Consider the following 20,345-nt stretch of genomic DNA (forward strand, 5'->3'; position numbering starts at 1 on the left):
GACCAGCTACCACAACAAAATAAGGTAGCTTAACTAGAGCAGAGTATCACTTATAAATAAGCTTTTAGTTGTTCAAACATGTGGGACCACCTCTCTTTTTTAGGATACTTTATTACTCCCATCTTTCTTTTAAGTTTTACACCTAAAAAATTTTAGAATATCTTTTATTTTCAACACTTACATTTACAAAAAATAAATATTCTTGCATCTGATTTTATGTATTAAAAATATGAGGACAGAGTAACCCTGATATTATCCAAAGAAAAGCAACTAATATTAACCTTTCCAATCGTTGCTCGTATTTGTTTTGTATGGATAGAACCATCATTATTAAGAGACTACAAATTAGTCATAGAGACCTCGTTAAACTACGATTTTATCAATAAATATTAAGACTTAACCGTTATTTTATCTATTCATCAAAAAAAATCCCATTCGTTCTGGGGTGAAGAATGGGATCCGATATGACACTTTAACATGTCGACCGAAAATCAAAAATTTATACGAATGTCTATAAAATTTAGAGGGTGACTAAAGATGATAAGTATTTCCACTTGGCTGAAGAACATCTCGTTCTTTAACTCTTAAACAAATGCATTGGTCAATTGTAGCGATTGCATCACGAAGAAATTCAGCTTCCATTCTATCTACATGGAAATGGCTTTCTTTATGAACTTCTTCAAATAATGCTTTTAAATCATATTGATCATCACTTAGACATGCCAATTTAAAATTACTCAGTTCAGCATCAATATCTAAACGTATTAATTCAATAAAATGCTGACGTGAAGCATAGGTATTTTCACTATAAAAAAAATGAGTGCTTTCATCTATACCTTTATGAAACACCATTTCATAAATTTTCATTATTTATTTATATCCAACATTCATATTTCTATTCTTCAATATATCTGCTAGAACACTTTAAGCTATTCAGATAATGCACATTTTTTAACACCACCTACCTTGTTTTGCAAACTTTCACACTTCTTTATATTATAATTAAATACATAGTTTATTAAAAATATAATTTAAAAACAAATATTTAAATTTATATTTTTTTTAAAATACAGCTTGTAATAGTGTTCATATTATTATAATTTAATGCATATTTCATGTAATTCACCACCAAACAACAGGTTAATTTTAGGCCAATTTAACAGATACTATTGATAATAATTTTTATCCTTATTCTATCTTCTGTATTGCTTAATTTTAGTTTTGATTGGAAGTGAATTAATATGACGTTAATTATTAAATCTATATTTTTTATTTTCGGTGAGCTTACTAATTATAAAGTTATTGAGCATTTATTCTGATCACCTCGCCTTGGCAAATATGATTAAATATTGAGAGGGATATGCCCATTCTTATAATGATTAAAAAGCATATCACAATCAATATCCTTAGAGAATCTAACAGCTTCCATATCAATAAGTTTGAATAATTTAATACCTTCAACAATAGAAAAATCAGTTTTTCCCAAAGCTATATAGCCGTTTGATCTATAAATAAGTTAAATATTTATGATTAAAAGATGAGCTTTTTTTGACACCAACGATCCAATAAACATAGCATCCAATTTTTAAATTCCCAACTTCAAAAATTAGCTTTAAATATCAATGAAGCAAAATCTCGGTCATCGATTGTACTAAAATCATTCGAACCAAAAAAATTGGTATATGCAAGTTCAGCAGTATATTTTTGCTGATAGCTTACTGAAATAGTAGCTGCGATACTCATTTGACCTTCTTGAAAATTTTGGCTAGATCCTGTTATGTCATGGCGAAAGATAAAACTAGGTGTAATGACAACTGCTGGTAAAATATCTTGATAGCTTAACACTCCACGTAAACGATAGCCGTAAGACCATTCAGTAAAGAAACCATCTTTATTACAAAAGCGCTCATTCATACGATCAACTACATCATTTGCAAGGTGTGCTGTGCCATAAAGCGTACATTTGTATTCCTCAGTTTCAGGATTATAGGCACCAGATGAAAGCTCACTCCGCCCAAAAGCCCCTACTCGCCCAAAGCGATGATTACCGATATTTGCAATATGATTGACTGCAATTTCTACCGCCCAATTCAGCGTAGTTGCACCCAATATATTATTCAGATGATCACTTGCACCTACTGAAAATTGCGTTACTGGTGTTCGTACATAACCTTCAAGATATTGTCCAAATTCAGCTGCAACCCCAGGTGGAGTGAGCGGAGTATCTTTATCTAGAACTTGTGCATAGACAATATCTGTACCATTTAATTGCAAAGGTTGATTTGCTTTATGTGTTAATTCGCTAAAAACAGACGTAGTACCCAATTTTCCCGCAAGACTTAATCCATACATTTGGATATTTTCTGGATAAACTGAAAAAAATCTGGCTGTATTAAAATGTGCAGGTCCGGAGGCTGTCACTGCTGTACCGTCAAAATTAGCATTACGACTGTGATAATTTGCGAAATATAAGCCAAGTTCAGCATTGTTCCAACCCAATAAGCTTTGCTTTAAAGAGAATCCATATTGTCCGCTATTTCCAGCATACCGACTTTCTGAACGTGGAATATAGGTCTTTGCATCTAAAGCACTTTCAGACAACTTATCTCCTGGTGTAACGGTCAAAATAATTGGCCCACAATTTTCTGGAACAAAGTCAGAAATTGCAAAAAATGTTCCGCAACCGTCCACAATAGAAGGTCTAAACTTAAACTGATAAAAACCACCTAATTTAAGGTTTGGCGTTATTCCAGCCTCGAATGAAAACATTTCGACAGGAATTATTCGTTCTTTTGCTTCCCCTCCCGGCCGATTGATTGCAGCATAATCCAAGGCACTGACTGAATTTAAACCATTTTGGAAAAACAGCGATTTCCCCCAATTTAAGCTATGTTTACCTAATTTTAGATTGGCATTTTGACCATTTTGTAAAGTAAAGTTTTTCCAGATATAGGTATCCCAAAGATCAATACCCTTAAATTTGGCTAATATAGGCCATCTAGAATCATCAAAGGCTTTTAAATCTCCACGACCAGTTTCATAAGCATGGTCATACCAATATTTAGCACTGAGTACTGCACCTTGTTGTTTTCCTTTTAAACGAAACTCGGTCAGCCCTTTTGCAATTTGAGAAATATTATCGTTTTTACTGAAATTCAAATGTCCATCGTCGCCATTCACATCTATGCTTAAACCATTCTTACCGATATGATTTGCATCAGGCTTATACACCAACTGATTTGAAGCATCTTGAATACTCCAATTTGCACCTAAGCTGAACATCGTATTGGTTTCAAATTTCCAATCATCATTAATCTCAACACTTGTCGCAGATACTTTTGAAAGGCTTAAGCACAATATTAAAAAGACACCAAATTTTTGAGTAAAAATAACAGTGTGTTTATTATATAAATAATTTTTCATCATTCGATCTCCATATCGACATGATTTAATTTGATTTAATTTCATAAGTAGCCATGTTGACTGTTTTGAAATATGCATTTTTTTTAATTGTTTAATCTGTTACGAATACTACTAGCCTATGAGCAATGCTGTCTTAAAACGGCGTGTATACTAAACAAGCAATCTCTAAAACCATTCCACTATAAATATCTAAAACTAAGCGATACATATAGACTCATCCACTCGGTCTAATTGTTGAATAAATTGTTCAGCTTGTACCCAATAGCCATAGCCAGCAGCTGGATTAAGATGCCCCACTTCGCCTAAATTCACCAATCGGCTGCCCCATGTTTTTGCCATTGTCGTAACTGCACTGTAACTGGCTAAATGGTCATTGGTACTTGCAACCACAATGCTTGGAAATGGCAAAATTTTGTTGGGTAAAGGATCCCATCCTAGTTTTTTTAGCATTGCAGAATTTGGATAATTTTCAGGCCATTTGGCTGATAAATCAGGTGGTGTCACCAACAAAGCTCCTTGAATCTTGTATTGATATTTAGCTGCCCAATGAACGATCATTAATACCCCTGCACTATGTGCAACTAAAATCACAGGACCATCGATTTCTTCTAGTTGTGCTTGGATCGCTTTAACTCTTTTTATGCAGTTGATTTTGTCTGTTTCCAGCGGAGGGACAGATCGTACCTTGACCAGCCTTTTTTCCAATAAGGTTTGCCAATGTTCAGCGACATGGTCACGTAAACCTGGGACAATTAAAACAGTTGCCTTTGTTTGTATTTTTTCCATTGATCTACCTTAAATTATGAGTGAATAAATGAATGTGAATTCTATAAATTGCTTATTCACAATACGATTTAGTTGATTTTGCTGATGCACATTTGATGACAACTTCTTTTCATTTGATGACAAATTACCTATCAAAAAATCCTTCAAACATAAGCAATCAAAAATATAAGGTATTGATTTTATTTTTATATTTTAAAATTTAAATATTTGTTAATAAATTCTAAATGTTGTTTATAACGTACTTGAGATTGCTTTAAAGAAGACCTGCTTGAATAATGGTGTCGTGTTTCAGAAAGATTCCACTGAAACCATAAAAAGTGAACTACAGGGAAATTTTAATGAATCAGATTTATAGAGTTGATGTACTATTCGAATGACTTTGCACAGCCAACTTAGCTTATAAAGCTACTGATTACTCAAGAAAGTTCAGTCCTTTTAAAACACTCATGTTTCTAAGCAAATTTGATAATTTATTTCTATCACCTGAATGTGTACTCAATTGAGATACTTTTTTTAAGATATTTTGATAAAATTGTCGAGATTGCAGAAATGCTAGAAATTTTTATAGTGCTTATTAGCAAAGTTTGTAAACAATAATGTATTGACCAGGATGGTTAATAAAAAAATAAGGAGATTGGAAATTGATTCCTCTTGCACATACAGCGGTACTCAAAAATTATCTAGATGTTAGTCGACAGTTAGACCTCAATCCATACCATTTATTATCTGATGCTGGAATTTATTCTGCTCAATTAAATGATTCAAAACAACGTATTTCGGTCGATAAAGTCATTACATTGTTAGAACATTCTGCTCAAATCAGTGGCTGCGAAGTATTTGGTCTACATATGGCAGAACAACGACAAATTGCTGATTTTGGCAAACTTAGCCTATTGTTAAGTTATCAGCAAACCTTAGGTGATGCCTTAAAAACAATTGTAAAATACAGAAATATCATCAATAACGCGCTTGAAATATATATTGAAGAAGTTGGAAAAACAGTGATTATTCGCGTGGAAGTTATTTCCGCTTCAGCAAAATATAGTCGCCAAGCAATTGAGTTAGCTTTGGGGATTATTCAGCGATTCTGTGCTACATTGTCAGCTCAAAAATGGCAACCATTAAGTATTCATTTTACTCATGATGCACCACATGACTTATCTGTGCATCAACGTATCTTTGGGAGTTCATTTGAGTTTGGTAGTGAGTTTAATGGTATTGTCTGCTCATCATCTGAACTTGATAAAATCAATCCACAAGCAAATACAGCAATGGCAGACCATGCACAGCGCTATTTAGATCTCGACATCTTACAAAAAGATAATGAGTCATCACTTATTTTTGATATCCGTAAAAGTATCTATCTGCTTTTACCGATGGGACGAGCTACAATTGATCAAGTTGCTCAAACGCATGAGGTCAATGTTAGAACGTTGCAACGTCGTCTAGAAGCCGCACAAACAAATTTTAGTGAATTAATGAATGATGTACGCAAAAATTTGGTCTTTCGCTATTTAAGAAATATCAATTACTCATTGGCACAAGTTTCAGATATTCTTGGTTACTCTATGCCAAGCTCTTTTACCCGATGGTTTATTGGTCAATTTGGGATAACACCGAATGCTTGGCGTACCCACAATAAAACCGAGATCATCGATGCGAATATGATAAAAATTAAACCAATGAGCTACTGACGTTTGGTATTGATTTCAAAACAATAACTTAAAAACGAATCAAAACAAAAGTTTTGCACCTAGCAAATTTTTTTATTGCGCCTTGCAAAACTTTTATTCAATGAATGACCAATTAAAACAACCAATGCATCAGGCTTAATACCAACAATACCAGAAAAATACTTTCTCCAATCATCAGCAGTATCGGTTTTATACCGACTGTTGCTAACTCTTTTAATTGTGTTTTCATCCCTAAAGCACTGATCGAAATAATCAAACACCAACGAGATAATTCATTTATTCCACCTTGAACGAGTGTTGGCACCCATCCAGTACTATTAATACATGCGAGAATCAAAAATCCCACTGCAAACCATGGCAACAATGGCGGTCTTTTCCCAGTAGACGGCGAACCTTGCCTACGAGTAATCATGGCTGCACAAATGATGACGGGTAAAAGCATGGCAACACGCATCAATTTCACCACTGTTGCAGTATCACCTGCTTCTGTAGACATGCTATAGCCTGCCCCTACCACTTGGGCGACATCATGGATAGTTGCACCTAAAAAAATTCCAGCATGTTGAGGGGTTAATTCTAACCATCGCGCAATCATCGGATAAACGATCATTGCCAAAGTTGATAGTGCGGACACCCCAATCACCGTGAATAAGGTTGCTTTTTCTTTTTGAGGATGACTTGGTAAAGCAGCAGATAAGGCCAATGCTGCGGAAGCCCCACAAATGGCCGTCGCTCCTCCTGTCAGCATACCGAAAAACTTATTAAATCCAAGCACTTTGGCTGTAATGACTGAAGCTAGAATGGTAATAACAACTAATGAAATCACCAAAACAAGGGGTTGCCAACCTAGCGCAGTCATTTGCTCAAGGGTAATTCGCATTCCGAGTAAAGCGATCCCAAAACGCAGTACTTCTCGCGCAGTAAATTCGATACCCGCTTTACACTTTCCTTCTGTTGCAAGAAAGTTCACACCCATCCCGAGCAACAAAGCGAATAACATCACTGGCGCACCATAATGCTCAGATAAAAAACAGGCCGCTGTGGCAACAACAGTACTGACAATAAATCCTGGCATGAGTTCACTTAGACGTTGTCGCCAAACAATAGGAGCTAATTTACTCATCAAACGCGGCTCCCAAATCTAAACCAATAAAGACATTTTCTCCAATCACCTCTACTGGGTATATTTGTACTTTCAGCTGTGTTGAATTGAGTAAATAACCATTTGCCAGGTCAAAACGTAAACCATGTGCACAACACTGAATCACTTTGCCTTCCAATTTTCCATTGAGGAGAGAAGCACCTTGATGTGGGCAACTGTCTTCAATCGCATAAAATTGTTCAGCAATATTAAATAAAATCAGGGATTGGTCACCAATCATCAAAAAGGATCGATTGCCTACAGTTGGAATTTTTTCTTGAGGAACTTGAAAACGCAAGGTCATACCATTTGTCCTTGTGCTTGAAGCGTATCCAACATTGCTTGATAAAGTGCACTTGCAGGTTGTGCCCCAGCCATTGCAAAACTTCCATCAAAAACAAAATACGGCACCCCTTTACCCCCTGTATCTGCTGAGATAAAAGGAACAAATGGCTTGGCTAAAATACTTTCAACTATCTCATCCGCAAAACCACAATACATGGCTATTTTCTGCAATGTTGCTAACTCACCTATATTTTCCGAATGATGAAAATAGGCTGTGAATAGCGCATCTAAAAATCGCTCACTTTGATCTGAATGATATACTTTTGAAATATTTGCAAAAAAATGATGCGCCATAGCTGTGTTTGGCATACGCCGAATCTGATCAAAATCAATATCGACATTGACCGCTTTCGCGGCTTGACGAACTTGAGTTTGGCGCATTCGAACCGCTGTTGAACTGCCTAATCTTTGTAAATAAAAGGCACCAAAAGGAACCCCCAACAACGGAATATGGGGTAAAAGCTGTACACCACGCCATTGGATATTGACCACAACATCTGGATCACTTTGTTTTAATTTTTGAATCGCAGTCTGTAATTGACGTTTTCCAATCACACACCATGGACAGATAAAATCAAAAAAAACTTCAATATTCATTTTACGCGTCATTATTGATTACCCATATTGCATGACTGTGCTTGTACTGTTTGACCTTGTCGTGCTGTTTGTACATTAAAGTTTTTAATATCATTGGCATAATGGCGTTTTGCATAGAAGAATACGGCAGCAGCCACAATGCTCATCAGTGGCATCAATTGAAAAGCGTGATGTAAACCGATTAGATCAGATAGCTTCCCAATCACTAAAGGTCCTAAAGCTAAGCCGAGAAAATTATTTGCTAGTGTTAAAGTTGCAAATGCTGTGCTATGTACAGAATGATGTGTCAGGTTGGCAACCATTGCGCTGGATGGTCCATTGGTACCCAAAGCGATAAACATCCCAATACAAATCATGATCAATTGAGCATTTCCGACAGACATGGCAAAAGCGATGAATAGCAACACACAACCGATCAAACAAAATGCAATCGCCAAACTGACTTTTCGGTCTGGTCGATCACGTCCTAAACGATCACATAACATCCCACATAAAATCGTACCAACTGCACTACTGAGTACAACCATTGCTGCGACCAACCCAGCTTTATCTGTCCCCAATCCGTAATATCGATTGAGATAACTGGGAAGCCAAACGATGACCGTGCCACCCACAAACAATTGCAAGCCACTGCCAATATAAGTGGCGATCACAGACCGACTTGAATAAATCGATCTCAAAGGACTTATCGACTTATCCTGTTTCTGTTGGATCTTAATTTTTCGCTGAATGCTTCCTATCTTGTTTTCTTTAACCACAATAGGGTATAAAAATGCCAGAATCAGCCCAAAAACAGCCATTCCACCAAATGCCCAACGCCAACCAAAATGCTCAGCCATGACACCACCTAAAGCCATGCCTAAGAATGAACCAAATACACCACCTGCCATAAAAGCACTTGCTAAAGTTGCACGCATATCACGGGGGAAAACTGCTACAACAACAGCTATCCCGACACTACCATAGGCAGCTTCGCCAACACCCACCATAAATCGGGCAATAAACATATGTTGATAACTTTCAGCAATTGCACAGCCTAAGGTTGCCATACTCCATAATACGGCCATCAAAGTTAAGCTTTTTACTTTGCCAAAACGATCTGCCAAGATCGATAAAGGTAAGGTTAATAAACCCACCATCAACGCCACAATCCCACTTAATAATCCGAGTTGGCTGTCTGTTAAAGCCCATTCACTTTTGACCAATGGAAATACTGCATTTAAGACTTGCCGTGACATATAGTCAGAAATCAACAAACCAAATGTGAGTGCAAAAACCAACCATGCATATTTACGTGGTATGCCAACCGAAGTATCTACACCGCCCGTAGGACTTGAATATTGATGCGCATCCATACGTTATCCTTGTGTTTTATAATTTATCATTGATTTTTTTGATGACTACGCGACTTCACCGTAACGTAATCCTCTGGTTCTCACTGTTTGAATCAAAAATCCTTTAGACTCAAAACATTATTTACGCTGTGGAACACCCTTTTGACCAGCTTTACGATTGGGCGCCATACCATTTTCCAACAAGGTTTCTTCAATCGTGTCGTATTGCACGCCAATACGATAAATTTCACGTGCTTCTTTACCTGATGCGACTTCACGACCTAATTCATGGGCAATACGCACAGTCTGTTGAATTTGCTGTACTGAAGAAAAACGTTGCCCTTGATGATCGATAATGGTGTCTTCATTTCCGACACGTGCATGTAAGCCCATCGCCATTGACATGGTGTTAAACGGCAAAACATTTTTAAGTAAAGACTCTGAAGTTAAAGTACAGCCATCAGGTACGCGATGAATAAAGTTAAAGAAGTTAAAAGGATTTGGCCCATCAAAACCGCCCCCAATTCCAATCCATGTTAAATTCAACGGACCTTTATACAGCCCTTTACGCACCATACGTTCCAGCGTTTCTAAACCATGCATCCCAGTTAACTGGAAATGCGGTTGAATGCCATTTTGAGTTAAACGCTTTAAATGCTCTGCTACCCATGCTGGGCCTGCTGGTACAGTCATTTCAGCATAAGCAGCCTGAATTGCTGGATGAGACAAAGAAGTGCCTTCTAAATATTCAGGATAGAGCAACTCCATAATATTCATTTGAGTGGTGTTGATTGCCACGGTTACTTGGTCTGGTTTTGGCATTAATTCAGCCAGCATATGACGCGTATCATCGCTTAACCAAATTGCAGCCTCACCTTCACTTTCTGGAGCAAAAGAAATTGATCCACCCACTTGAATAATCATATCAGGCACCGCTTCACGCACACCGGCAATGAGTTCATTGAACTTAGACAGACGTTTCGAACCTTTCCCATCTAGTTCTCGAACATGCAAATGGAGGACTGAGGCACCTGCTTCATAACACTCTACCGCTTTTTGAATTTGTTCTTGCATGGTCACGGGGATATCTTCAGGAAAATCCTCAGGCATCCATTCAGGCCCATAAGGCGCTACCGTAATCACCACTTTGTCCATGTTTTCAGGGTGTAATGAGTCATCAAAGAATTGCATAAACATCTCCATATGTATTTTAGAATTAGGGTTTGGATAAAATCTTTAACTGCTACTGCTACGCTTAGTAAGTTGCATCGCCAATAATGCCTGCCCGTTCCATTTTTCGATGACATGGTGGATAGTCCATTACGGCATAATGTTGGGTACTGCGATTGTCCCAAATTGCGATACTATTCGGTTTCCAACTCCAACGAACTTGGTACTCTGGAATATAGGCTTGGGTAATTAAATAACGCAGTAAATCGGTTGCACCAGGATTGGCATCTTGTCCAAAACGAACGTGTTCTTTGGTATGGTAGTTACTAAAATGAGTGGTAAACGCGTTGACATAAAGAATCTTCTCACCCGTTTCTGGATGAGTACGTACCACAGGATGTTCTGCATCAGGAAACTGTACTTTTAATGCCAAACGTTTTTCAATCGGCATCATTGCGCCAAAACTGGCTTCAATACTGTGATAGGCACGTAAATTTGCAATTTTTGTTTTGATTTCTATAGGTAAATTTTCATACGCCATCACCATATTGGTCCACATGGTATCGCCACCCACTGTCGGACATTCAATACAACGTAGCACACACCCCATTGGCGGAACTTTGCGCCAGCTTGCATCGCTATGCCAAGCATTTTCATAACGATCAATTGGACTCTCTGGGCTTTTATAAATTTGTACCAGTCCAGGATGCTCTGGATGGCTTCCGACAGCAGGATGACTTTCTAGTTGTCCAAAACGCTCAGCAAATGCCACATGTTCTGCTCGGCTTAGGTCTTGGTCTCTTAAAAATAAAACCCGATGCTTTAACAAATTCTGATGAATTTCAGTAAATAACCCATCATCGCCAATCGCATCAGCCAGATTTACACCTAACAATTCTGCACCGATATTGCAACTTAATTGTTCAACTTGCATAAGACATCCCTTCAAATGACAAAAATTGATGATCCCGTGGTTTTACGTGCTTCTAGATCACGGTGAGCTTGAACTGCATCCTTGAGTTCATAGCGTTGATTGATTTCAATTTTGATGCGTCCATGTCGGACATGATCAAATAACTCATTGGCAAGTTCTTGTTTTTCTAAAGGATCGACAATGAAATCTGCTAGTGCTGGGCGGGTCATATATAAAGAGCCTTTCATTGCCAATAAGACCGGATTAAATTCTGGAATTGCACCTGAAGCAGTCCCTACACAAACCAATAAGCCACGGCGTTTTAACGAATCAAGCGATGCCATAAACGTGTCTTTACCGACACTATCAAAGACCACATTTACACCGACCCCATCGGTTAATTCTCGTACTCGTTCTGCAACATTTTCATAGCTATAATTAATGACGTGATCACAGCCATGTGCACGGGCAATTTGCGCTTTTTCTTCTGAAGAGGTTGTACCAATCACAGTTAAACCGAGTAACTTTGCCCATTGAGAAACAATCAAACCCACACCACCAGCAGCGGCATGTAATAAAATGCTGTCCCCTTTTTTAAAGTCATAAATACGACGCATTAAATAAGCCGAGGTTAAACCACGCATGGTCATTGCTGCGGCTGTTTCACAAGAGATTTCTTCAGGTAGTTTGATTAATACATCAGCCGAGATTAAACGTGCAGTGCTATAAGCACCTAAAGTATTTAAAAAGCCGGTATAAGTGACTCGATCACCCACTTGAATATGATCTACCCCCTCCCCCACAGCTTCGACTACACCAGACGCTTCTACGCCCATACCATTTGGCAGTGGAATTTTATATGTACCATCGCGAAAATAAGTGTCAGCATAATTTAATCCAACTGCCACATGACGCAGACGCACATGCCCTGCTGCTGGTTCACCAACATCAATGTCTTCATATTGCAAAACATCTGGTGTTCCTGTTTCATAAAACCGTATTGCTTTATTCATGCCATTTCCCTATCCATGCCGTATTTTTATCAATATTTAAAAATCATGATTAAAACTACAACACAGCAGATGCAGCTCACTTTACATAACACGACACTGACTTAGCATTTTACGACACGCTTGTTTTTAAAATTGTAAGCTAGTTGAGTAAGGCACTGTTTTTAAATTATTTTATGATTTTAAAAACAGATCACCTATGTTGTTTTTTTAAAACTTATACTTGTATATCTGTGACCACCCAATTGGTATGGGAAATTTTAGCTGTAAGCCTATTTCTTGGAAATTCTAGAATTGAATCAGTCTTTAGAGTAAATAAATCATTTCACTTATTGTTTTAATTTTTAAACAGGTTGAGACTTCTGAACAATTTAAAATTCAGTTTTAACTTTCAATAAAACTAGAATGATCCACCTCTAAAGACTTATCACAAAACTTAGCTAACTTAGAAAATATTTAATTTAAACCCATTTAATTCTTAAAGGCTTTCACAATACAACCATTGAATCAAAGATAGATCTAAAACAGCCTATTTCTTATTCTTATGATTTTTCTCGGAAACATTAATGCTTTTCCTCAGCTATTTTATGCATAAAATCCGTTAAAGGCATAGGACATCCCCACAGGTAGCCTTGAAATTCAGTACAGCCATTTTCTTGAAAGCGATTAAATTGCTCATAGGTCTCAATCCCCTCAGCTAAAACACGCAAGTTTAAATCAAGGCCAATTTTAACAATTCCATAGACCAATTTATTACAGCGTTCATCATCTAAAGCCGCTTGTACAAAACTCTGATCAATTTTGATCTGGCTAATGGGCATTTTCTGCAAATAGCTTAATGATGAATAACCTGTGCCAAAATCATCTAAAGCAAGCTGAATGCCATTTTTATCCAGAAAGCCCATTTTTTCTATAACACTTTCAATATTATTTAACGCAACCCTTTCAGTTATTTCTAATATGAGTTGGGATGGAAGCACTGCATTTCTCTCCACCATAGAGGTCACGATTTGCTCAAAATTCTCTTGCATAAAATGATCAGCACTTATATTGACTGAAAGTGTAAGATCTTTTGTAGATTCATTTTTACTCCATTGTTGTAATACTTTAGTTGCCTGAATCAGTATCCAATCTCCAATTTTAGGCATTAACTCCAAAGTTTCTGCGACAGGAATAAAATCGTTTGCTGGGATATATCCAAGCGTCGGGTGATGCCAACGTAGCAAAATTTCAGCACCTATAATTTTTTCAGAAGAATTTACTTGAGGTTGATAAAAGAGCTCAAACTGTTGTTTTGAAAGTGCCAAGCGTAGATCATGTACCAGCTTACTTTCTATCTGCAATTCCAATTGCATGACAAAAATTGATATACACATCATAAGCGTGGCAACAGATATTGCAATCCAACCACCATAAGCCCGAATACTTTCAGATAAAGGTATTGCCGCATCCAAAGTAAAAGCACTTCCACCAAAAAAGATAAAAGCAGCTATCGATAAGATAATTAAAATCAACTGTAAAGCATTGGGATCTCTTCGATAATTCAAATATCCCAATATTGCTCCTGCTGGAAGAAATAAATGTGAAACTCTAGGATGGTCTAGTGTGGCCACATCAAATATTAAGCAAAAAACTACAGGAAAAATAAAGAGGACGACTTGTGAAAGCAATATACCCGCTGAAATCCGATGTATAAAAATCAAAAATAAACTGAAGATAGACATTGTTGTAAAAAAAATATCAATACAAACAATGAACCACATCTTTGCAAAGCTGAAATATATGGTCCAAAATAGGCAAAAAGCGATACAAATAGCAATATTTGCTTTAGCCGCAATCGTTATTTGCTGGTTTTTTATGGCATTGAAATATTTATTTTGGTTTTTTAAATAGGATAAAACGACCATAAATCACTCCATTACAAATGTTTATTGATCAAGTATCCACATTGTTTTTATATACAATTTCAGAATCACATCAATAAACACTAAGCTATTAAAAATACTTATAAATTATAAATATCTGACTTGTTAACATGCTTGATTAGCTTTAAAAACGACTGTCGTTTTCAATTTAGTCCTTTAAATAATTATCCGTCTAGTAATCGATCAATTTATATTTTTTGACATTTATAGCTCAAAAGTGTTCAAAATCAATATTGTGAATAATATTAAAAATAGTCATAAAGGTAAAAAGTATTTTTTAATGAAATTGTATATGCTCCAGCATCCTGCTAAGCGAGTTGTAGTAAAAAGATAGCTTTAATTTAAAAACTATCTTAGACAAAAACAAAATATACCATGTTTTTTCACATGTTACAGCGCCAACAGATGAGTAGATAAAATAAATATCCACAAGCATTGTGTAGTTAAAACACAGCAATACTCATTCTTATCCACTCAAATAAATAACCAAATTCACGTGAAAAAACATATTTTCTAAAATATTTCATAAACCCTACAAAACCCAATATAAAAAAAATATAAGTTTTACATCTGAATAATTTTTTGGAAAAACATATCATGTCCCCAAGTAAAACTTACCTATTTAAAACAAATACATCACCATTCTCTATTACTCAAGCAATAATTTATATAGACTGAATCAGCACTTTTTAGCCTATAACTCTAAAAATCAAATTAAAATTAACGTATTAAAATATTTATAATTTAGCTAATTTTTCGAATTAATGTTTAAGAATTTCTTTAATATTCAGAAAAATTTATCATTTGTAAAGCTGATATAGAGTTTCTTTCGTAATCTGTTGTCATTTGGTCTTTATCAAAGTCTAAGGACACATTCTCATCTAACTTAGGCAAGTTTGGTGTACAGCATGAAATAGACTGTATCCAGATGCATATCAAACTTATAAATTTGCCGAGAATATTTATGCAACAGGAATTAGTGCCCAAAAGAAAGTTTTATACAAATGATTTGCTCTCAGGTTTAGTTGTTTTTTTAGTCGCTCTACCGCTCTGTTTAGGTATAGCCAGTGCCTCAGGTGCACCATTAATTTCTGGCATTATTGCAGGTGTTATTGGTGGAATCGTTATAGGTTATTTGAGTGGTTCTCATATCAGTGTCTCAGGTCCTGCTGCTGGACTTACTGCTATTGTTTTAACGCAATTGGATAAGCTTGAAGGCAATTATCAAGCTTTCTTATTTTGTTTGGTTTTAGCAGGTCTCCTCCAATTATTTTTTGGATTATTTCGCTTAGGAACATATTCAAATTTTATCCCAACCAATGTGATTATGGGGCTTCTTGTTGCCATCGGGTTAATATTGATCATCAATCAGCTTCCTCTGCTCTTTGGGATCAAAACTGAAATTCTTCAACAACGTTGGAACGAAGGGATAGGCCTACTACAACACCTTGATTATGGTGCGGCAATCATTGGTATTTCTAGTGTATTCATTATTTTATTGTGGGATAAAACACCTTTAAAAAAAATGGTGATCCCCTCTGCGCTTATTGCGGTTATTTTTGCTGGGTTATTAAATTATTTTTTTATCAATACAAATTCCAGCCTCGCAGTCAGCACTGAACATTTAGTCAATCTTCCCAATATCTTTTCAGGTGTTGAATCAATTATCAGTTTCCCTGACTTCACTCAATGGAATAATCCTATTATTTATACAGGCGCCATTACACTCGCAATCGTCGCCTCGCTTGAAACGCTATTAAATCTTGAAGCAGCGGACAAAATGGATCCGCAAAAGCGTGCCTCTCCGCCGAACAAAGAGTTGGTTGCTCAGGGTATCGGAAATACCATGTCTGGTTTAATTGGAGGTATGCCGATTACTTCAGTGATTGTTCGAAGTTCAGTCAATGCAGCAAGTGGCGCAAAGACTAAATTCTCTGCAATTTTTCACGGTATTTTATTGATTATTGCAGTTTTATTTCTAACACCATTAATCAATGTTGTTCCATTATCTTCCCTTGCCGCCATTTTAATTTTAACTGGCGTGAAATTAGCAAGTCCTTCACTTTTTAAACGGATCTATGGTCAAGGATGGAAACAATTTCTACCTTTCATTGTAACGGTTATTGCAATTATTGCGACTGATCTGCTGATCGGTATTTTGTTGGGGTTGTTGATTAGCTTTATTATTGTATTAAAAAATAATTTATTCCGTGGAGTTCGTATCATCCATGAAGCACATTTGCATGGAAATATTACCCGTATTGAACTAGCACCCAATATTAGTTTTTTAAATCGTTCGGCTTTGGTTTCTGCTCTAGAGAAAATAGTCAGTGGTGATACCGTAGTGATCGATGCATCAAATACCTACTACATCGATCCTGATGTATATCAAGTGATTAAAGACTTTAGAGATGAAACTGCTACAGAAAATGGGATTGATGTAAAACTTATTGGATTTAAAATACATTATCCTGAAATTAAAGAAGAAGAACTGGATATTGATGTCAGTACTCAGGAAATTCAACGACAACTTACGCCTTCGCAAGTATTTGAGCTACTCAAAGAAGGTAATCAAAGATTCGTTAACCATGAACGTATTTATCATAATATTGCTCGTCAAATTCAGGTCACTGCACAATCTGGACAGCATCCATTTGCAACTGTTTTAGGTTGTATGGATTCACGTGCGCCAACTGAACGGATTTTTGATGTCGGAATTGGTGACCTATTTAGTTTACGAATCGCTGGAAATATTGCGGGTGAAAAAGTATTAGGTTCTTTAGAGTTTGCCTGTAAGAGTAAGGGCTCAAAATTAATTTTAGTATTGGGACATACAGACTGTGGTGCTGTGACTGCTGCTTGTCAGATGTATGAACAAAAAAAGGATATCACTCAACTGAGCGAAACCCCACATGTACAATATTTCCTGAAACCGATTATGCAGGCAGCTGAAAACGTACATAAAGAAATGACTGATTACCAACTCACCAGTAATTTCATTCAAGCGGTGACTATTGCAAATGTACAAAATAATATTGCCTATATCTTAAGAAATAGCCCAGTACTGAAAAAGATGGTCGAAGAAGGTGAAATTGGCATTGCAGGTGGTATTTATGATGTAAAAACTGGAAAAGTAGATTTTTTATAAAGTCGATACCAGTATAATCTCATTGTGATCTGTATAAGGATATCAGCATAAAGCTGATCTTAAAGGCAAGTGTAGTGATCGACATGGATGTCATCTTCGCCCCTTTTGCAAGGATCTCTAATAAATCTTTATCAGCTTTCTATTCATAAATGAAAGAATCTAAATCTTTAGTAAAGATTAAACTGAAAGCCAATCACTATACTCTAAACAAAACATTAGAAGCCTGAATATTCAGACTCCCTTATGATGCGCTTGATATTAATTTTGAAAATATTAGGTCTATTTCTTTAAATATTTGCTTATAGCCCTTCAAGTTTAAGACGATTGACCTGTTGACGATAAAGTGACACAGGATCTGGTCCAAACCATGCTTTTAAGCCCAAAATCTGATTGATTTCGTCTAGGTGCGTTTGATTATAGTCGTCTCTAATCACTTGTCCAAAATGTGCATTGCAACGGTTAACCAAGCCATCATTGTCATTATTTTTATAAGATCTTGGTGCCATGGTGGAAATGGCAACGTCAATGACATCAAGTAGATTGGTTGCTTGAGCTTTACCTGTCCACGAGTAATGATATACCCCATTACTGGTAATCTTCTGACCGTTACCACAATCAGATGGGATTGCTGCAGTTGGGAATCTAGCATTGAATTCTGCAGAACCCTTTTCACTTAATGATTTTAATGAGCGATCTAGACTAATCGGCAAATCAGGATTACCTTGTAGGAGTAATTCCACTGGAGCAACGATATACTGTCCTAAGACGGTAAATAAAAATTTCTCAGCAGGATTATCCAACATGTCATCTCCCACTTTGGACCCTTTAAACGTTCCAGCAACAGCAGTGAGTGAAGCAACTTTTTCAGGTGCAATCGCTTCAATATAACGAATGGTCGGTCCACCATGACTATGACCAATCAGATTAACTTTTGACTTTCCCGAGAGTGCCAAAACTTCATCTACTTGTTGTAGCAACTGCTCGCCACGAACTTCGGTGGATTCTAGTGGAGAAACCTGGGTTGCATAAACCGTCGCACCATTACGTGCCAAATCAGGAAGCACCTGATAAAAATAATCCATCCCAAAAGCTGTCGGACCGAGTCGAGTAAAACCAAACATCCCATGGTTAAATACAACAGGATATTTGGTTTTTGCATAATCAGAAGCCACATAGTCGCTGCTGACGCTGTTTAAACCAGAAGCAAAAACTGGCATAGCCAATGTGGCCAAAGCCACAATATTAGCGGTGAGTAAAGTCTGTTTCATATATTTCCCTGCTATCTTGATTTCTTTTATTAAGAAATAAGCATCATTCACGTTATAAATCCTCTATAACCTTGCATTTTTTGTTTTTTGCATAGTATTCCTGTTTAAATAAGGTTGCCATCTACAATCCTTATTTACTGAATGCTATTAACCCTCCTTAATCATGGATATATTTAAAATTCTGCAGACCCATTTATTTTAGTTGATTGCATAAATGAGGTGACTGGATTTGTTTGGCTAAATCACGCAGTGTCCTAATATCTTTTAGTTTTGACTGTCACTGAGTTTCTTCTTTTCTGCCTTTCTAAAAGTACATTAAATTATTTTCCAGTTTTCAGCTTGCTCAATAGTTGAAAGATTTTTATGATCTATCACGTTTATTTACTTGACTGTTTAAATATTGTAAGTCGCCTACTGTTCTAATTAGATCACTAAGCTCGTCAGCTAGAAGGAAAAGTTTTTGTAGCTGGCTTAAATTTAAAGAAGCCCATTGATAATATTTAAAATATTCCTGAATTATATTACGGGGCGTTGATGACTTCGTTGCTTAGGATATGAACAGAACGAAAAGTAACTCATCAGTTCATTTTACTGAAAAAACTGAGATATCACTTTAGAGATGTTGTGTAAAGCCAAGAAAATCGTCCAGTTGGCTAAATACCACCTAAACAGATAGATGTGAATAGTCATCATTGTTTATTAGTATGGCATTTAATTACTTAACTATAAAAACCTTACATTTTTCAAAAATTACCACTGCATTCCCTTGCAACCTGCTTAAATACTTTTACAAAAAACAATTCCATTACTTAAATATTGATTTAACTTGTCCGTTTTAAATTCATTATTTTTAAAAATTTTTCTATAAATCAAAATTTTACTGAAAATACACCTCAAACGATACAAGGCAAAACTCAGATTTCTCTTATGATTTAAAGTACATTGGTTAAATGATAACTGCTAATTTTGTTGGCCAATTTCGATTGTAACTATCCCAAAAAGTCATTTAGTACAGAACGATAAGTTCACATTCAGCTTTTATTTTTTAAATTTCAGATGAAATGAAAACTCAACATTAGAAATGCACTTGAATGCCACTTATTGTTATATTATAACATAACATTTAAATAATCTCATTAACTGCGTTCCTTTAAGTCACAGGGCATTTTTTACATGTTTAGGTCGTTTTTTCCCAATCCAAAGTGGTTTTTTTTATCTTTAATTACTTGGTTCATTATTAATTTATTTTTGTGGAACTCTGGTGGAAGCCATTGGGGTGAGTTTTTAGGTTTACCCAAAGGTTATGCAAATTTAGAACTTCCCATAGGCGTTAGTCGCTTCTGGTCACTCTCTTTTATATGGTTTTATTTATGGTTCTTCATCTCAACATCTATTTTTGCAGGTTTTTGGCATTTAAAATCAGATAACCGTTGGCAAAGATGGTCCGTATGGGGGTCATCATTTATTCTATTTAATATCTGGTTTGGCGTTCAAGAGAGGTGGATCAGGAAATTTGAACAACACTTATAAGTGATATTTTGCTCCCCAAATGATGTTATAAACATCAATATATGGAGTATTTTATGGCACG

At 36.2% G+C, this 20,345-nt stretch carries 14 protein-coding genes and 1 pseudogene; 3 read left to right on the forward strand and 12 right to left on the reverse strand.

Going from position 1 to position 20,345, the window contains the following annotated elements; genetic code table 11:
* Positions 1–531: 531 nt before the first annotated feature.
* From ACG916_RS20860 to ACG916_RS20870, 3 genes are all read right to left on the reverse strand, one after another.
* Positions 532–867 carry a hypothetical protein gene (locus ACG916_RS20860; RefSeq protein ID WP_336951578.1) on the reverse strand — a complete coding sequence of 112 codons (336 nt, stop codon included), beginning with the start codon at positions 865–867 and terminating at the stop codon, positions 532–534.
* A gap of 732 nt (positions 868–1,599) precedes the next feature.
* On the reverse strand, positions 1,600–3,426 hold the full coding sequence (locus ACG916_RS20865; protein ID WP_419328597.1) for a DUF1302 domain-containing protein: 1,827 nt from the start codon (positions 3,424–3,426) through the stop codon (positions 1,600–1,602).
* Between the two features lie 192 nt (positions 3,427–3,618).
* On the reverse strand, positions 3,619–4,209 hold the full coding sequence (locus ACG916_RS20870; RefSeq protein WP_419328595.1) for an RBBP9/YdeN family alpha/beta hydrolase: 591 nt from the start codon (positions 4,207–4,209) through the stop codon (positions 3,619–3,621).
* A 641-nt stretch (positions 4,210–4,850) separates the two neighbouring features.
* Between ACG916_RS20870 and ACG916_RS20875 the strand changes: the two genes are divergently transcribed.
* The gene (locus ACG916_RS20875) at positions 4,851–5,903 is read left to right on the forward strand and encodes an AraC family transcriptional regulator (RefSeq protein WP_419328593.1); all 1,053 of its coding nucleotides are present in this window, start codon (positions 4,851–4,853) and stop codon (positions 5,901–5,903) included.
* Between the two features lie 112 nt (positions 5,904–6,015).
* Here the strand turns inward: ACG916_RS20875 and ACG916_RS20880 are convergent, their stop codons facing one another.
* The 8 genes from ACG916_RS20880 to ACG916_RS20915 form a co-directional block, all read right to left on the reverse strand.
* Positions 6,016–7,026 carry a YeiH family protein gene (locus ACG916_RS20880; protein WP_419328591.1) on the reverse strand — a complete coding sequence of 337 codons (1,011 nt, stop codon included), beginning with the start codon at positions 7,024–7,026 and terminating at the stop codon, positions 6,016–6,018.
* On the reverse strand, positions 7,019–7,348 hold the full coding sequence (locus ACG916_RS20885; RefSeq protein ID WP_419328590.1) for a Rieske (2Fe-2S) protein: 330 nt from the start codon (positions 7,346–7,348) through the stop codon (positions 7,019–7,021). The genes ACG916_RS20880 and ACG916_RS20885 overlap by 8 nt, the downstream gene beginning before the upstream one ends.
* On the reverse strand, positions 7,345–7,998 hold the full coding sequence (locus tag ACG916_RS20890; protein WP_419328589.1) for a DsbA family oxidoreductase: 654 nt from the start codon (positions 7,996–7,998) through the stop codon (positions 7,345–7,347). The genes ACG916_RS20885 and ACG916_RS20890 overlap by 4 nt, the downstream gene beginning before the upstream one ends.
* Positions 7,998–9,341, reverse strand: coding sequence for an MFS transporter (locus ACG916_RS20895; RefSeq protein WP_336951592.1), 1,344 nt, complete (start codon positions 9,339–9,341; stop codon positions 7,998–8,000). Before ACG916_RS20895 ends, ACG916_RS20890 begins: the two co-directional genes overlap by 1 nt.
* A gap of 117 nt (positions 9,342–9,458) precedes the next feature.
* Positions 9,459–10,511: a beta-keto acid cleavage family enzyme gene (locus ACG916_RS20900; RefSeq protein ID WP_336951594.1), complete on the reverse strand. Its 1,053-nt coding sequence runs from the start codon at positions 10,509–10,511 to the stop codon at positions 9,459–9,461.
* Between the two features lie 64 nt (positions 10,512–10,575).
* Positions 10,576–11,424, reverse strand: a complete 849-nt coding sequence (locus ACG916_RS20905; RefSeq protein WP_419328587.1) for a TauD/TfdA dioxygenase family protein — start codon at positions 11,422–11,424, stop codon at positions 10,576–10,578.
* Between the two features lie 11 nt (positions 11,425–11,435).
* Complete coding sequence (locus ACG916_RS20910; protein WP_419328586.1) at positions 11,436–12,416, reverse strand: quinone oxidoreductase family protein; 981 nt, start codon at positions 12,414–12,416, stop codon at positions 11,436–11,438.
* A 560-nt stretch (positions 12,417–12,976) separates the two neighbouring features.
* The gene (locus ACG916_RS20915) at positions 12,977–14,320 is read right to left on the reverse strand and encodes a putative bifunctional diguanylate cyclase/phosphodiesterase (protein WP_336951600.1); all 1,344 of its coding nucleotides are present in this window, start codon (positions 14,318–14,320) and stop codon (positions 12,977–12,979) included.
* A gap of 982 nt (positions 14,321–15,302) precedes the next feature.
* On the opposite strand from ACG916_RS20915, the gene ACG916_RS20920 reads away from it, so the two are divergent.
* Positions 15,303–17,486 carry a solute carrier family 23 protein gene (locus ACG916_RS20920; RefSeq protein ID WP_336951602.1) on the forward strand — a complete coding sequence of 728 codons (2,184 nt, stop codon included), beginning with the start codon at positions 15,303–15,305 and terminating at the stop codon, positions 17,484–17,486.
* Between the two features lie 299 nt (positions 17,487–17,785).
* Here ACG916_RS20920 and ACG916_RS20925 read toward each other — a convergent pair whose 3' ends face one another.
* Positions 17,786–18,754, reverse strand: coding sequence for an esterase/lipase family protein (locus tag ACG916_RS20925; protein WP_336951603.1), 969 nt, complete (start codon positions 18,752–18,754; stop codon positions 17,786–17,788).
* A gap of 1,173 nt (positions 18,755–19,927) precedes the next feature.
* On the opposite strand from ACG916_RS20925, the pseudogene ACG916_RS20930 reads away from it, so the two are divergent.
* Positions 19,928–20,248: pseudogene (locus tag ACG916_RS20930) on the forward strand (peptide antibiotic transporter SbmA); the annotation flags it as partial.
* Positions 20,249–20,345 lie beyond the last annotated feature (97 nt).

The organism is Acinetobacter legionensis, assembly GCF_048552295.1.
Lineage (GTDB): Bacteria > Pseudomonadota > Gammaproteobacteria > Pseudomonadales > Moraxellaceae > Acinetobacter.

Bases quoted from the DNA above. Each gene is read 5' to 3' on its own strand.
- ACG916_RS20860 (WP_336951578.1), bottom strand. From the start codon at position 867: ATGAAAATTTATGAAATGGTGTTTCATAAAGGTATAGATGAAAGCACT.
- ACG916_RS20865 (WP_419328597.1), bottom strand. From the start codon at position 3,426: ATGATGAAAAATTATTTATATAATAAACACACTGTTATTTTTACTCAA.
- ACG916_RS20870 (WP_419328595.1), bottom strand. From the start codon at position 4,209: ATGGAAAAAATACAAACAAAGGCAACTGTTTTAATTGTCCCAGGTTTA.
- ACG916_RS20880 (WP_419328591.1), bottom strand. From the start codon at position 7,026: ATGAGTAAATTAGCTCCTATTGTTTGGCGACAACGTCTAAGTGAACTC.
- ACG916_RS20885 (WP_419328590.1), bottom strand. From the start codon at position 7,348: ATGACCTTGCGTTTTCAAGTTCCTCAAGAAAAAATTCCAACTGTAGGC.
- ACG916_RS20890 (WP_419328589.1), bottom strand. From the start codon at position 7,998: ATGACGCGTAAAATGAATATTGAAGTTTTTTTTGATTTTATCTGTCCA.
- ACG916_RS20895 (WP_336951592.1), bottom strand. From the start codon at position 9,341: ATGGATGCGCATCAATATTCAAGTCCTACGGGCGGTGTAGATACTTCG.
- ACG916_RS20900 (WP_336951594.1), bottom strand. From the start codon at position 10,511: ATGCAATTCTTTGATGACTCATTACACCCTGAAAACATGGACAAAGTG.
- ACG916_RS20905 (WP_419328587.1), bottom strand. From the start codon at position 11,424: ATGCAAGTTGAACAATTAAGTTGCAATATCGGTGCAGAATTGTTAGGT.
- ACG916_RS20910 (WP_419328586.1), bottom strand. From the start codon at position 12,416: ATGAATAAAGCAATACGGTTTTATGAAACAGGAACACCAGATGTTTTG.
- ACG916_RS20915 (WP_336951600.1), bottom strand. From the start codon at position 14,320: ATGGTCGTTTTATCCTATTTAAAAAACCAAAATAAATATTTCAATGCC.
- ACG916_RS20920 (WP_336951602.1), top strand. From the start codon at position 15,303: ATGCAACAGGAATTAGTGCCCAAAAGAAAGTTTTATACAAATGATTTG.
- ACG916_RS20925 (WP_336951603.1), bottom strand. From the start codon at position 18,754: ATGAAACAGACTTTACTCACCGCTAATATTGTGGCTTTGGCCACATTG.